At 73.8% G+C, this 13,591-nt stretch carries 14 protein-coding genes and 1 pseudogene; 14 read left to right on the top strand and 1 reads right to left on the bottom strand.

Features of this window, described 5'->3' with window-relative positions; all coding sequences use genetic code 11:
• The first annotated feature begins 47 nt into the window (after positions 1–47).
• The 4 genes from FIV44_RS06055 to FIV44_RS06040 are packed head-to-tail and all read left to right on the top strand — an operon-like array spanning position 48 to position 3,570.
• Positions 48–806 (top strand): SDR family oxidoreductase, encoded by a 759-nt coding sequence (locus FIV44_RS06055; protein WP_141003664.1) that lies wholly within the window; start codon positions 48–50, stop codon positions 804–806.
• A complete protein-coding gene (locus FIV44_RS06050; RefSeq protein WP_141003663.1) occupies positions 803–1,813 on the top strand; it encodes a phosphotransferase family protein in 1,011 nt (336 codons plus the stop codon). The genes FIV44_RS06055 and FIV44_RS06050 overlap by 4 nt, the downstream gene beginning before the upstream one ends.
• Entirely contained in the window at positions 1,813–3,057 is a 1,245-nt protein-coding gene (locus tag FIV44_RS06045; RefSeq protein ID WP_141003662.1) for an acyl-CoA dehydrogenase family protein, read from the top strand. The genes FIV44_RS06050 and FIV44_RS06045 overlap by 1 nt, the downstream gene beginning before the upstream one ends.
• Before the next feature lie 24 nt (positions 3,058–3,081).
• Positions 3,082–3,570, top strand: coding sequence for a TspO/MBR family protein (locus FIV44_RS06040; RefSeq protein ID WP_141003661.1), 489 nt, complete (start codon positions 3,082–3,084; stop codon positions 3,568–3,570).
• A gap of 158 nt (positions 3,571–3,728) precedes the next feature.
• On the opposite strand, the pseudogene FIV44_RS33905 reads toward FIV44_RS06040, so the two are convergent.
• Positions 3,729–3,866: pseudogene (locus FIV44_RS33905) on the bottom strand (TA system antitoxin ParD family protein); the annotation flags it as partial.
• Positions 3,867–3,924: 58 nt separating this feature from the next.
• Between FIV44_RS33905 and FIV44_RS06030 the strand changes: the two are divergent.
• The 10 genes from FIV44_RS06030 (at position 3,925) to FIV44_RS05985 (ending at position 13,470) form a co-directional block, all read left to right on the top strand.
• Positions 3,925–5,280 (top strand): TadA family conjugal transfer-associated ATPase, encoded by a 1,356-nt coding sequence (locus tag FIV44_RS06030; RefSeq protein ID WP_246086838.1) that lies wholly within the window; start codon positions 3,925–3,927, stop codon positions 5,278–5,280.
• Between the two features lie 3 nt (positions 5,281–5,283).
• The gene (locus FIV44_RS06025; RefSeq protein ID WP_141003660.1) at positions 5,284–6,135 is read left to right on the top strand and encodes a type II secretion system F family protein; all 852 of its coding nucleotides are present in this window, start codon (positions 5,284–5,286) and stop codon (positions 6,133–6,135) included.
• The gene (locus FIV44_RS06020) at positions 6,132–7,061 is read left to right on the top strand and encodes a type II secretion system F family protein (RefSeq protein WP_141003659.1); all 930 of its coding nucleotides are present in this window, start codon (positions 6,132–6,134) and stop codon (positions 7,059–7,061) included. Before FIV44_RS06025 ends, FIV44_RS06020 begins: the two co-directional genes overlap by 4 nt.
• Positions 7,062–7,243: 182 nt before the next feature.
• On the top strand, positions 7,244–7,648 hold the full coding sequence (locus FIV44_RS06015; protein ID WP_141003658.1) for a TadE/TadG family type IV pilus assembly protein: 405 nt from the start codon (positions 7,244–7,246) through the stop codon (positions 7,646–7,648).
• Positions 7,645–8,085 (top strand): hypothetical protein, encoded by a 441-nt coding sequence (locus FIV44_RS06010; RefSeq protein WP_141003657.1) that lies wholly within the window; start codon positions 7,645–7,647, stop codon positions 8,083–8,085. The genes FIV44_RS06015 and FIV44_RS06010 overlap by 4 nt, the downstream gene beginning before the upstream one ends.
• The gene (locus FIV44_RS06005; RefSeq protein ID WP_141003656.1) at positions 8,082–8,519 is read left to right on the top strand and encodes a pilus assembly protein TadG-related protein; all 438 of its coding nucleotides are present in this window, start codon (positions 8,082–8,084) and stop codon (positions 8,517–8,519) included. Before FIV44_RS06010 ends, FIV44_RS06005 begins: the two co-directional genes overlap by 4 nt.
• A gap of 310 nt (positions 8,520–8,829) precedes the next feature.
• Complete coding sequence (locus FIV44_RS06000) at positions 8,830–10,170, top strand: hypothetical protein (RefSeq protein ID WP_141003655.1); 1,341 nt, start codon at positions 8,830–8,832, stop codon at positions 10,168–10,170.
• Between the two features lie 110 nt (positions 10,171–10,280).
• Positions 10,281–10,547 (top strand): hypothetical protein, encoded by a 267-nt coding sequence (locus tag FIV44_RS05995; protein WP_141003654.1) that lies wholly within the window; start codon positions 10,281–10,283, stop codon positions 10,545–10,547.
• 86 nt (positions 10,548–10,633) lie between these two features.
• Positions 10,634–11,008 carry a hypothetical protein gene (locus FIV44_RS05990; protein WP_141003653.1) on the top strand — a complete coding sequence of 125 codons (375 nt, stop codon included), beginning with the start codon at positions 10,634–10,636 and terminating at the stop codon, positions 11,006–11,008.
• Complete coding sequence (locus FIV44_RS05985; protein ID WP_141003652.1) at positions 10,993–13,470, top strand: hypothetical protein; 2,478 nt, start codon at positions 10,993–10,995, stop codon at positions 13,468–13,470. The genes FIV44_RS05990 and FIV44_RS05985 overlap by 16 nt, the downstream gene beginning before the upstream one ends.
• Positions 13,471–13,591 lie beyond the last annotated feature (121 nt).

Here is a 13,591-nt window from a genome sequence, read left to right as displayed (position 1 = left end):
CGCTAAGCAAGCGCTTAGTAACTCACCGATCGGAGCGAGGCAGGCACGTGAGCACGAGGTTCGAGGGCAAGACGGCGATCGTCACCGGAGCGAGCCGGGGGATCGGCCTCGCGATCGCCGAGCGGCTGGTCGCCGAGGGCGCCCGGGTGGTCGTCACGGGCCGCGGCAAGGAGGCGCTCGACGAGGCCGTGGCCGCGCTCGGCGGCCCGGAGCGCGCACTCGGCGTCGCGGGCAAGACGGACGACCCGGAGCACCAGGCCGACGCGGTGCGGCAGGCGATCGAGGCCTTCGGCAGCATCGACCTGCTCGTCAACAACACCGGCATCAACCCGTCGTACGGCCCGATGATCGACCTCGACCTCGGCGTCGCCCGCAAGATCGTCGACGTCAACGTCCTCGCGGCCCTCGCCTGGACCCAGCGGGTCCACGGCGCATGGATGGGGGAGCACGGCGGCGCCGTCGTCAACGTCTCCTCGGTCACGGGGGTGCGGCCGGCGCCCGGCATCGGCATGTACGGCGCCAGCAAGGCCATGCTCATCTCGATGACCGAGCTCCTGGCCCTCGAGCTCGGTCCCGGCATCCGCGTCAACGCGGTCGCGCCGGCGGTCGTGAAGACGAAGTTCGCCACCGCCCTCTACGAGGGCCGCGAGGACGAGGTCGCCGCGGCGTACCCGCTCAAGCGGCTCGGCCAGCCCGACGACATCGGCAGCGTCGTGGCCTTCCTGCTCTCCGACGACGCCGCGTGGCTGACCGGGCAGGCGGTCGTCGTCGACGGCGGCCTGACTCTCACCGGGAGCACCGAGTGAACCCGCCGGGACTCGACCTCGACGCGCTCGGTGCCTGGCTGGCCTCGGCGGTCCCCGACGCGGGGTCGTCGCTGTCGGCGTCGCTGGTCGCGGGCGGGAAGTCGAACCTCACGTTCGTCGTCTCCGACGGCTCTTCCGAGTGGATCGTGCGGCGACCGCCACTGGGTCACGTGCTCGCCACCGCCCACGACATGGGTCGGGAGTACCGGGTGATGTCGGCGCTGCAGGGGACAGGCGTGCCGGTGCCGCGGACCTATGCGTTCTGCTCCGACCCTGAGGTGATCGGGGCGGAGTTCTACGTCATGGAGCGGTGCGCGGGTACGCCGTACCGGCGGGCCGCCGAGCTGGCCCCGCTCGGTCCGGTGCGGACCCGGGGGATCTCGGAGCGCCTGGTCGACGTCCTCGCCGCGCTGCACGCGGTCTCGCCGGAGGAGGCGGGGCTGGGTGACTTCGGCCGGCCCGATGGGTTCCTCGGCCGCCAGGTCGGGCGGTGGCGCAAGCAGCTGGAGGCGTCCCACACCCGCGACCTGCCGGCCGCCGAGGAGCTGCACCGCCGGCTGGCCGCATCGGTCCCGGCCGACTCGGCGACGGGGATCGTCCACGGCGACTACCGCCTCGACAACCTGCTGGTCGACGAGCAGGACCGGGCGACCGCCGTACTGGACTGGGAGATGGCGACCCTCGGCGACCCGCTCACCGACCTCGCCCTGATGCTCACCTACCACCGTCTCGCCGAGACCATCGGCGAGGCCGTCGCCGACGCGTCGCTGACGCCCGGCTTCCTCGACGAGGACGAGATCGTCGCGCGGTACGCCGCCGCGAGCGACCGCGACCTGTCCGGCTTCGGCTGGTACCTCGGCCTGGCGGCGTACAAGCTCGCCGCGATCCTGGAGGGCATCCACTACCGCTTCCTCGCCGGTCAGACCGTCGGCGAGGGCTTCGACGACATCGGCGTGGCGATCCACCCCCTGCTCGACGCCGGCCTTACTGCCATGGAGGAGAACTGATGGACTTCGGATTCGACGCTCGGACCGAGGAGCTGCGGGCCACGATGCTCGCGTTCATGGACGAGGTCGTGTACCCCGCCGAGCCGGTCTTCCACGACCAGCTGGCGGCGTTGCCGGACCGCTGGGCGTGGGACTCCACCCCGGTCATGGGGGAGCTGCGGGCCGCCGCGCGCGAGCGGGGGCTGTGGAACCTCTTCCTGCCGGGGGAGCACGCCGGTGTGGAGGGCGCGGGCCTGACGAACGTGCAGTACGCCGCGCTCGCGGAGATCTCGGGCCGCTCGATCCATCTGGCGCCGCCGGCGATGAACTGCGCGGCTCCGGACACCGGGAACATGGAGGTGCTGCACCTGTTCGGCACCGCGGAGCAGAAGGAGCAGTGGCTGGAGCCGTTGCTGAACGGGTCGATCCGGTCGGCGTTCGCGATGACCGAGCCCGACGTCGCGTCCTCGGATGCCACCAATATCGAGCTGTCCATCGTGCGCGACGGCGACGAGTACGTCCTCAACGGCCGCAAGTGGTGGATCACGGGTGCGATGAACCCGAACTGCGGGATCTTCATCGTGATGGGCAAGACCGACCCGGGTGCGGACCGGCATCGGCAGCAGTCGATGGTCCTGGTCCCGCGCGACACCCCGGGCCTGGAGGTGCTGCGGGGGATGGAGGTCTACGGGTACGACGACCACGAGCACGGCGGGCACGCGGAGCTGCGGTTCACCGACGTCCGGGTGCCGGTGTCGAACCTGATCGGCGAGGAGGGCGGCGGCTTCGGGATCGCCCAGGCCCGCCTCGGCCCCGGGCGGATCCATCACTGCATGCGCTCGATCGGGATCGCGGAGCGGGCGATCGAGATGATGTGCTCCCGTGCGGAGTCGCGGGTCGCGTTCGGGCGTCCGATCGCGGACCAGGGCACGGTGCGGACGTGGATCGCGGAGTCGCGGGTCAAGCTGGAGCAGCTGCGGCTGCTGGTCCTCAAGACCGCGTGGCTGATGGACACCGTCGGCAACAAGGGCGCGCACACCGAGATCCAGGCGATCAAGATCGCCACTCCTGAGACCGTGCAGTGGATCCTGGACAAGGCGATCCAGGTGCATGGCGCGGGTGGTCTGTCGCAGGACTTCCCGTTGGCCAACATGTACGCCGGCATCCGCACGCTGCGCTTCGCCGACGGCCCCGACGAGGTCCACAAGAACGCGCTGGCCAAGGCCGAGCTGCGGCGGCAGGCAGCGGGGCGCGAGGCGCGCTGACCCCCACCGGCGCAGACTGGGGGCATGACGACCTCCACCGCTGCGTCCCCGAGCCCGGCCCGCGAGTGGCTCGCCCTGCTGCCGTTCGCGGCCGCGGTCGCGGTCGTCGCGGTGCTGGGCGGCCTCGCCGCCAGCTCGTCCGGCGAGACCTACCGATCCCTCGACCTGCCGGTCTTCGCCCCACCCGCATGGGTCTTCGGGCCGGTCTGGACGGTGCTCTACGTGCTGATCGCCGTCGCCGGCTGGCTCGCGTGGCGTGCCGGCGCGGGCGCGCTCGGCGTCGGCGCATGGGTGGTCCAGCTGCTCCTCAACCTTGCCTGGACCCCCCTGTTCTTCGCAGCCGACCGCTACGGCTGGGCCCTCGTCGACATCGTCGCGCTGCTGGCCGCCATCGTCGTGGTCATCGTGCTGTTCGCCCGCGTCGCGCGCGCCGCGGCCTGGCTGTTGGCGCCGTACCTGCTGTGGGTCGGGTTCGCGACCGCGCTGAACGCCGGCATCCTCGCCCTCAACTGAGTGGCCAGACCAACAGGACTTCGGGGGTTCAGGCAGGCTACTCCGCCGTACCGATGAGGCGCCCGTACGCGGAGGCGGACACGTCCGCCCGGGGTGTCCGCGGCGACCATGACGACGTCGTGGGAGGCCTTGTCGGTCAGGACGGCGTCGATGTCGCGGTGGCTGACGTCGGCCGACGCCTCGAGCTCTCGCCCGATGCGTGCCCAGTGGTCGATCTGCTGGGCGGCGCTGCGCGAGTGGAGCGCGCCCGAGGACTTGGCGGCTGCGAACAGCTCGCCGTCGATCCGGGTCGGCATCGTGGTCACGCGCTCGCGGTAGCAGTCTGCTGCTCGCGGTTCTCCACAGGTTGTTGAGATGCCTCTATCCATCGCGCGGTTCGTGGCCTACGGTTCTGCCAGCCAGAAGCAGTCCTATCTCGGGGGAGTCGCCATGGCCCTGCTCCAGCCACCCGTCGTGGTCGCGCCGGCGTCCGATGACGTCGTGGCGCGTCTCGACGAGGACCTGCGCGCCGCCGTACGCCGGGACGGCATCGATCCCCAGCGCGAGGTGCCTGCCGTACGACGCCTCGCCACCGCGCTCGTCCGCGACCACGACGAGCGCAGCCTGACCGGGGTGGTGGCGCCGGTGGCCGACCCGGACGGCCTGGTGGCGGAGCTGGTGGCCAGGGTCGCGGGCTTCGGGCCGCTGCAGCCGCTGCTCGACGACCCGACGGTGGAAGAGGTCTGGATCAACAGTCCCGACCGGGTGTTCGTCGCTCGGCACGGCCGCCACGAGCTGACCAACCTGGTGCTGAGCGAGGCGCAGGTGGCCGAGCTGGTAGAGCGGATGCTCAAGTCCACCGGCCGGCGGATCGACCTGAGCCGGCCGTTCGTGGATGCCATGCTTCCGGCCGGCCATCGTCTGCATGTCGTGTTGCAGGGCATCTCGAGGGGATTCTCGGCGGTCAACATCAGGAAGTTCGTCGTCCGCGCGACCCGGCTCGACGAGCTGGTCGGTCTCGGCACCCTGACGCCCCAGGCCGCGCGGTTCCTGGAGGCGTCGGTGCGGGCCGGGCTCAACATCCTCGTCACGGGCGGAACCCAGGCCGGCAAGACGACCCTGCTCAACTGCCTGGCGGCCGCGATCCCCGGTGGGGAGCGGGTGATCTCGGCCGAGGAGGTCTTCGAGATCCGCTTCCCGCATCCCGACTGGGTCGCCCTCCAGACCCGGCAGGAAGGACTCGAGGGAACGGGCGAGATCCGGCTGCGGGACCTCGTCAAGGAGTCCCTCCGCATGCGCCCATCGAGGTTGATCGTGGGGGAGGTCCGGGCCGAGGAGTGTCTCGACCTGCTGCTGGCGCTCAACGCCGGTCTGCCGGGGATGTGCACCCTGCACGCCAACAGCGCCCGCGAGGCGCTCACCAAGGCCTGCACGTTGCCGCTCCTGGCGGGGGAGAACATCTCCGCGCGCTTCGTCGTCCCCACCGTCGCGGCCTCGGTGGATCTGGTCGTCCACGTGTCGCTCGACCCGCACGGCGCGCGCCGGGTGACCGAGATCGTCGCGGTGCCGGGGCGGATGGAGGGCGACGTGATCGAGACGGAGCCGGTGTTCGACTGGCGCGACGGTGCGCTGCGGCGGGGGATCGGGCTGCCGCCGCGGCTGGAGCAGTTCGAGCGGCTCGGCATCGACGTGGTCGGGCTGCTGCGCGAGGCGGACCGAGAGGTGGGCTGAGCCGTGGGGGCGCTGGTCGGACTGGCGTTCGGGCTCGGCAGCCTGCTGGTGTGGGCGGCCCTCCGGTGGCCGCGCGAGGACCGGCCGGCCGGGACCGACGGCCGCGCCCGGCGGATGCTCGCCGAGGCGGGGCTGCGGGAGGTCGCCCCGCGCTCGCTGTCGCTCCTGTCCGTCGGATCCGCGCTGGTGGGCCTCGTGCTCGTCCTCGGCATCACCCGCACCGCCCCGATCGCCGTGGTGCTCGCCCTCGGCGCCGGCTACCTGCCGTGGGCCGTCGTCGCGGGCCGGGTACGACGGCGCCGGCGCGAGTTCGCCCAGGTCTGGCCGGAGGCGGTCGACGACCTCGCCTCGGCGGTGCGGGCGGGGATGTCGCTGCCGGACGCGGTGGCGGCGCTCGCCGTACGCGGTCCCGATCCGCTGCGGCCCGCCTTCGACGCGTTCGCGCTCGACTACCAGGTGTCCGGGAGGTTCGGCGACTGCCTCGACCGGCTCAAGGATCGCCTCGCCGATCCCGTCGGCGACCGCGTCGTCGAGGGGCTGCGGATCGCGCGCGAGGTCGGCGGCGGCGAGCTCGGGCGGCTGCTGCGCAACCTGTCGGGCTACCTGCGCGACGACCTGCGCACCCGCGCCGAGCTGGAGGCGCGCCAGTCCTGGGCGGTCAACGGCGCCCGCGTCGCGGTCGCCGCGCCCTGGGTCGTGCTGCTCGTGATGTCGACGCAGCCGACGGTCATCGAGCGCTACCAGTCCGCCGCCGGCACGATCGTGCTCGCCGTCGGGTCCGGCACCTGCGTGCTGGCCTACCGGCTGATGATGCGGCTCGGCCGGCTGCCCGTCGAACGGCGGATCCTCCGGTGAGCCCGGCCGTCACCGGCGCTCTGCTCGGCCTGGCCGCCGCGCTCGGGCTCGGTCTCGTCGCGACCCGCGCGGTCGCGATCCGCCGGCCCCGCCTGGAGGACCGGGTGCTGCCGTACGTCCGCGACCTGGCGCCGACCGCCCGTCGTACGACGCCCGCGACCGGCGCCCGGACGACCGCCGCCGTCGTGTTCGGTCCGGCCCTGCGCCGCGCCGCCTACGGGGTCGAGCGGGTGGTCGGCGGCGCTCCGTCGGTACGACGCCGGCTGACCCGGGCCGGGACGCCGCTCACGCTCCACGAGTTCCGCGTGCAGCAGGTGCAGTGGGGACTGGTCGGGTTCGCGCTCGCCGCCGCCTACGGGCTGCTCCGCACCTGGACCCGCCCCGGCAACCCGCTGCCGCTCCTGCTCGCCTGCGTGGGCGCGTTCGCCTGCGGGGTGCTGCTGCGCGACAACCGGCTCAGCGCGCGGGTGCGCCGCCGCGAGGCGGCGATGCTGGCCGAGTTCCCGACCGTGGCCGAGCTGCTGGCGCTGAGCGTCGCGGCGGGCGAATCGCCCGTCGGTGCGCTCGATCGCGTGGTCCGGCGCAGCGGCGGCGAGCTGTCCCGCGAGCTCGGCGACCTGCTCGCCCGGGTCCGCACCGGCGAGCCGGTCGCCGACGCCTTCGACCGGCTGGCCGCGACCACCGGCCTGTCGGTCGTCGCCCGGTTCGCCCACGGGATCGCCGTCGCCATCGAGCGGGGCACGCCGCTGGCCGACGTCCTGCACGCCCAGGCCGCCGACGTCCGCGAGGCCGGGCGCCGCGAGCTCATCGAGCAGGCGTCCCGCAAGGAGATCGCGATGATGATCCCGGTGGTCTTCCTCGTCTTGCCCACGACGGTCCTGTTCGCCTTCTGGCCGGGCTTCATCGGCCTCACCCTCAGCTACTGACGCAGGACATCTCGGGAAGGAAGCACCGTGCACCGACAACGACACCGACGACACGACCAGCGAGGGGACGTGCCCGGCTGGGTGCTGATCACGATCATGACGATCTCGATCGGCGTGGCCCTGTGGGGCGTCGCGCAGCCGCAGCTGGTCGGCATCCTGCAGTCGGCGCTCAACTCCGTGCGGTGAGCCGGGACCGCCGCCCCGGCGCGGGCGACGGCGAGCGCGGCTCGGCCCTGGTCGACTTCACGCTGGTCACCCTGGTCCTGGTGCCGCTCGTCCTCGGCCTGCTGCAGGTCGCGCTGGTCCTCCACGTCCGCACGACCCTCGCCGCGGCGGCGTCCGAGGGCGCGCGGCTGGCGGCCACCGCGGACCGCGGGCCGGGCGACGGCGTGGCCCGGACCCGCGCGCAGATCGCCGACGCCCTCGCCGGACGGTACGCCGAGGACGTCGTCGTCCGCCGGGTCCTCGTCGACGGCGCCCCGGGAGTGGAGATCGTCGTACGCGCCGAGGTGCCCGCGCTCGGCATCGGCGGTCCCGCCGTCGGCCTGACCGTCGCCGGCCGCGCGGTCGAGGAGGACCCGCGATGAGGTACGACGAGCGGGGGAGCGGACTCGTCGAGATGGTCTGGCTCGGCCTCTTGCTCCTGCTGCCGCTGCTGTGGGTCGTGCTCTCGGTGTTCGAGGTGCAGCGCGGCTCGTTCGGCGTCAGCGGCGCCGCACGGGCCGCCGCCCGCGCGTACGCGCTCGCGCCGAACGACCTGGCCGGCGAGCAGCGGGCCCGCTCCGTCGCGCGGCGGGCACTCGCCGACCAGGGCCTGAGCGATGCCCCGGTGGAGGTCACGGTCACCTGCTCGCCGTACCCGAGGAACTGTCATGCAGGCACGTCCGTCATCACCGTCCGGGTCGCGTCGTCGGTCGCGCTGCCGCTGCTGCCCGACCTGTTCGGCCTCGGCAGGCCGACCTTCGCGCTCGACGCACGCGAGACGGTCCCGATCGGCCGCTACCAGGAGGTCTCCCGGCGATGACCCGGAACCAGCGCGGCAGCTCCACACCGCTCGTCCTCGCCTTCACCGCGATCGTCCTGCTCCTGGTGGCGGTCGTCGTCGACGCGAGCGCCGCCTACCTCGCCCGCCAGCGGCTCGACGCGCTCGCCGACGGCGCCGCGCTCCAGGGCGCCGACGTGGGCGCCCAGGGCGAGGACGCGTACGACGGCGGGCTGGCCACCGGCGACCTCGCGATCTCGCGCCCGGAGGCCGAGGCGGCCGTGCGCGCCTACCTCCGCGACAGCGGCGCCGCCGCCGACCACCCCGGGATCCGGGCGACCGTGCGGGTCGACGGCGACCGCCTCGTCGTCGAGCTCGTCGCGCCGGTCGACCTGCCCCTCCGCCTGCCGGGCGCCCCCGACAACCCGACCGTGCGCGCGGTGGGCTCGGCCGTCGTCGACCCCGAGGTGGGCTGAGCGGCCGGGACCTCCGCGGGATCGCGTCGTTGGGCACGCGACAGCACCACTGCGCCCCGGGGCAGGCCGCGGCGACGACGATGGGGATTCGACTGATGCGCACGCACTTCCTGGGAGCGGTCGTGGCCACCACGGCCGCCCTGCTCGGGCTCGGGACGCTGGCGGCGCCCGCCGTCCGTGCCGACGACCCGACACCGATCGGCACCATCTCCGGGACCGTCACCGCCGAGGCCGGGGGAGCGCCGCTGTCCGGCATCACCGTGGCCGCCTGGCAGGAGATCACCGTCGACGGCACCACCGGGTGGGGCCGGTGGCGTTCGCCACGACCGGCGCGACCGGCACGTACACGCTCTACGGCAGTCCGGGCGAGTACCGGCTCCAGTTCCTCCAGTGCACCGGCACCTGCACCGACCCGGCCTACGCGCCGGAGTTCTACGACGACGTCGCGACCCTCGCCGAGGCCGCGCCGCTCACCATCGCCGACCACGTGGACCTGCCGGGCATCGACGCCGCGCTCTCCGCCGGCCACGCCATCTCCGGCACCGTGACCGGACCCGACGCCGAGGCCGTCAACCAGGGCACGGTCACCGCCTACGTCCGGTCCGGCGACGAGTGGCGGCCGACGTACACCGCCCCCCTCACGGACGGCGGCGGCTACCTCCTCGTCGTGCCGGACGGCAGCTATCGCGTGGGCTTCGCCGGCCGGGGCCGCAACTACGCGCGCGAGTACTACGCCGACGCCGCCACGCTCGAGGACGCCACCACGATCACGACCGATGGCGCCGACGTACCGGACACGGACGCGCAGCTGGACCTCGTCCAGGTCCAGAACATCCAGGGGGTCGAGCCCACGATCAACGGGGTCCCGCGCGTCGGCGACACCCTCGTCGCCACGCCCGGCGCCTGGCTCCCGCAGTCGGACGAGTACGCCTACCACTACGCGTGGTTCCGGTCCGGCTCCGCCCAGCCGATCGGCACCGGCAGCACCCTCGTCGTCCCGCTGTCCGCGCAGGGCGAGACCGTCACCGTGCAGGTCAGCGCGACCCTGACGGGCTACACCGGCAACACGGCCACGTCCGCGCCGACCGCCCCCATCGCCGCGGCACCCACCGCCCTGCAGGTCGTCGCCCAGCCGACCATCGCCGGCACCGCCCAGGTCGGCCGGACCCTGACCGTCACGCCCGGCACGTGGGAGACCACGCCGACCCAGGTCAGCTACGCCTGGCTCGCCGACGGCAGGCCGATCCCCGGCGCCACCGGCGCCAGCCACACGCTCACCCCCGACCTGCTCGGCACCCGGATCACCGTCATGGTCAGCGCCGTCGGCCCCGGCAGCCTCGTCGGCGTCGCCTTCGCCGGCGCCACCAGCCCGGTCCAGGCGGGCACCCTCGCCCTCGCGAGCGCGCCGGCGCTCAAGGGCAAGGCCAAGGTCGGCAGGAAGCTCAAGGTCGTCCCCGGCCGGACGCTGCCCACCGCCGCCACCGTCGAGATCCGGTGGCTGGTCAGGAACAAGGCGGTCGCCGGCGCCACGAAGAAGGGCTACAAGCTCAAGAAGGCGGTCAGAGGGGTGAAGGTCCGCGCCGAGATCACCTACACGGTGCCCGGCTACGCGCCGCTGGTCGTGCGGACCAAGGCGGTCAGGGTCAGGTAGCGCCGTGGGCCGCGCACCGATTTCGCGGAACGACCACCAGAACGGGCGCTCAGCCGGTAGCGTGCGCGAATCCTGTGTCCTCGGACACGTGACACGACTATGGGGAGTCGATGATGCGTCCGCATTTCCTGGGGGCGGCGCGTGGCCGTCCGGCACTGCCGGTGCTCCGCCGGCTGCTCGCGACCCTGCTCGCCGCCGCGGTGGCGCTGCTGGGACTCGTGGCGCTGTCCACGTCCACCGCGCCCAGCGCGCATGCGGCCGACCCGCCGGTGCGCAACCTGCTGCGACCGACGATCTACAACGACCCCCGAAGGTCGGTGACCTGGCCTTCGCGCACCTCGGGACCTGGTACCCGACGCCGGACGCCGTCACCCTGACCTGGTACCGCTCGGGCTCGACCGACCCGATCGGCACCGGCAACCCGATCTTCATCCCGGTCGAGGCGCTGGGGGAGACGCTCACCGTGAGGGCGACGGCCACGAAGGCCGGGTACGCCGACGCCACGGCGACGTCGTCCGCGAGCACGGCGGTCGTGGCCGGGACGCCGACGAACTACGTCGAGCCGGTCATCTTCGGCGAGCCCGCCGTCGGCAGCACCGTGGTGGTGTGGGAGGGCGCCTGGTCGGTCGAGGCCGACAGCTACTCCTACCGGTGGTTCCAGGAGGGCACCGCCGAGCCGATCGGCACCGATCGGGAGCTCGTGGTCCCGGCCGGCGCCGCCGGCAAGGAGATCACCGCCGAGGTCACCCTCACGGCGGCCCGGTGGGACGACGGCGTCGCCACGTCCGACCCGGTCACGGCCTACGACCCCGGCTCCGCCCGGTGCAGAGCGTCGTGAAGCCCACGATCAGCGACGCCCCGACGGTCGGCGGTCTCGCGGTCGTCCACCCGGGCGTCTGGGACCCGCAGCCCGACGCGGTCGACCTGCAGTGGTTCCGCTCCGGGTCGACCGATCCTATCGGCAGCGGGCCGGCGATCGTCGTACCCGCGGCTGCGCACGGCGAGACGCTGACCGTGAGGGCCACCGCGAGCAAGGCGGGCCGCACCGACGCCGTGGCCACCTCGGACCCGTCGGCGCCGGTCGGCGACGGCGCGCTCCAGAGCGTGGAGCGGCCGGCGATCTTCGGCGCCCCCGTGGTCGGCGGCGTCGTCGAGGTCTGGGAGGGCATCTGGTCGGCGACCCCGTCCGGCTACAGCTACCGCTGGCTGGTCGAGGGGTCCGACGACCCGGTCGGCACCGGCAAGCAGCTCACCGTCCCCGCGTCCGCGGCCGGGAAGGCGCTGACCGTCGAGGTGACGGCCACGAGGAGCCTGTACGCCGACGGCGTGGCCACGTCCGTCCCCGTGACCGCCGCGGCGGAGGCCCCGGGCGCGGTGCAGAGCGTCACGGCGCCCTCGATCACCGGCACCCCGAAGGTCGGCGAGACCCTCGCCGCGAGCACCGGCACGTGGGACCCGGCACCCGACGCGACGACCGTCACCTGGTTCCGCTCCGGGTCGACCGACCCGATCGGCACCGGCGAGGAGCTCGTCGTCCCGGCCGAGGCCGAGGGCGAGCTGATCGGCGTCGTCGTGACCGCGACGAAGGCCGGCAGCGCCGACGGTGTGGCGTTCTCCGCGCCCCAGGGCCCGGTCCTCCCCGCCGGCGCCGCCAGCACCGTGCAGAGCCTGGTCGCGCCGTCCGTCTCCGGCAGCCCGAGGGTCGGCCGGCTCGCCGGGGTCCACCCCGGCGTGTGGAGCCCGGCGCCCGACGAGGTGACCCTGGAGTGGTTCCGCTCGGGCTCGACCGACCCGATCGGGACCGGCACCGTGATCGTCGTCCCGGCGGAGGCCGAGGGCGAGACGCTGACGGTCCGCGCGACGGCCGCCAAGGCCGGCTACACCGCCGGCGAGGCGACCTCCGCCCCCAGCGACGTCGTCGGCGAGGGCACCCTCGAGGCCGCCTCCGACCCGGCGATCTACGGGACGCCGATGGCCGGCGCCACGGTCGTCGCCTACGAGGGCCTCTGGCCGGCGAGTCCCGACGGATTCGGCTACCGCTGGTTCGCCGAGGGCTCCGACGAGCCCATCGGGACCGGCAAGGAGCTGGTCGTCCCGGCCGACGCCGCCGGCAAGGAGCTCACCGTCGAGGTGACGGCGACCAAGGCGGGCTACGCCGACGCGGTCGTCACCTCCGCGCCGGTGACGGTCGAGGAGACCGGCTCCACCCAGGTCGCGAACCTGCTCGAGCCCCGGGTCCTCACCGACCCGCCCAAGGTCGGCGAGCTCGCCTACGCCCACGTCGGCGTCTGGAGCCCGCAGCCCGACGACGTCCAGGTGCAGTGGTTCCGCTCCGGCTCGACCGACCCGATCGGCACCGGCATCGCGATCGTCGTGCCGTCGGCCGCCCAGGGCGAGACCCTGTCGGTGAAGGTCACCGTCTCCAAGGCCGGGTACGCCGACGGCACGCTCACCTCGGAGCAGAGCGCGACGGTCGGAGCGGGCACGGTCCAGGCCCTCGTGCCCCCGCAGGTCCCGGCCGCCGCGAAGGTCGGCGACACGATCGTCGCGCACGTCGGCGTGTGGAGTCCCGGGCCCGACAGCGTCGAGGTCCGGTGGTTCCGCTCCGGCTCGACCGACCCGATCGGCACCGGCAACGCGATCGTCGTCCCCGCCGAGGCGCTCGGCGAGACCCTGACGGTCGAGGTCACCGCGACCAGGGCCGGCTTCACCGAGGGCCGGCTGACCTCGGCGCCGAGCAGCCCCGTGACCGAGGGGGTCCAGGCCAACCTGGTCCAGCCGGCGATCCTCGGCGCCCCCGTCGCGGGCGCCACGGTCCAGGCATGGGAGGGCATCTGGTCCGTCGTCGCCGACAGCTACACCTACCGGTGGCTCGCGGCCGGGAGCGCGCAGCCCATCGGCACCGGCAAGCAGCTCGTGATCCCCGCCGACGCGGTGGGGAAGGCGATCACCGTCGAGGTGACCGCCCACAAGAGCGGGTACGCCGACGAGGTGGTCAGCTCCGGATCGATCACCGTCTCGACGTCGGCGGCGTGCACGACCGCGACGTCCGCGGTGGACACGGCCACGGCCGCGCAGGCCCAGGCCGCGGCCGAGGTCAGCGCCGCGCAGGCGAAGGTCGCGAAGCTCAAAGCCAAGAAGAAGGCGGCCAAGGCGGCGGGCAAGAAGGCCAAGGTCGCCAAGGTCAAGGCCAAGCTCGCGGTGGCCAAGGCGGCGAGGAAGGCGGCCGTCACGAGCCTCGCCGACGCCGCCGTCGGTCTCGCCTCGGCCCAGACGGCGGTGGGCCAGAACTGCTCCTGACCGGCTGAGCGCCGAAGGCTCTCCTCGACGTCGCACGCCGTTGCCCGGGGGTTCACCGACCGTTCGCCCGTCCTCGTGATCGTGCGGGACGACACGACGATCCCGCTGGAGCTCGGACCGG

It is taken from the genome of Nocardioides humi, assembly GCF_006494775.1.
GTDB classification, from domain to species: Bacteria; Actinomycetota; Actinomycetes; order Propionibacteriales; family Nocardioidaceae; genus Nocardioides; species Nocardioides humi.
This window is presented reverse-complemented; position numbering and strand designations above follow the sequence as displayed.

Coding starts and splice junctions, on each gene's coding strand:
- FIV44_RS06045 (WP_141003662.1), top strand. CDS start 1,813: ATGGACTTCGGATTCGACGCTCGGACCGAGGAGCTGCGGGCCACGATG.
- FIV44_RS06040 (WP_141003661.1), top strand. CDS start 3,082: ATGACGACCTCCACCGCTGCGTCCCCGAGCCCGGCCCGCGAGTGGCTC.
- FIV44_RS06030 (WP_246086838.1), top strand. CDS start 3,925: ATGCCTCTATCCATCGCGCGGTTCGTGGCCTACGGTTCTGCCAGCCAG.
- FIV44_RS06010 (WP_141003657.1), top strand. CDS start 7,645: ATGAGGTACGACGAGCGGGGGAGCGGACTCGTCGAGATGGTCTGGCTC.
- FIV44_RS06005 (WP_141003656.1), top strand. CDS start 8,082: ATGACCCGGAACCAGCGCGGCAGCTCCACACCGCTCGTCCTCGCCTTC.
- FIV44_RS05995 (WP_141003654.1), top strand. CDS start 10,281: ATGATGCGTCCGCATTTCCTGGGGGCGGCGCGTGGCCGTCCGGCACTG.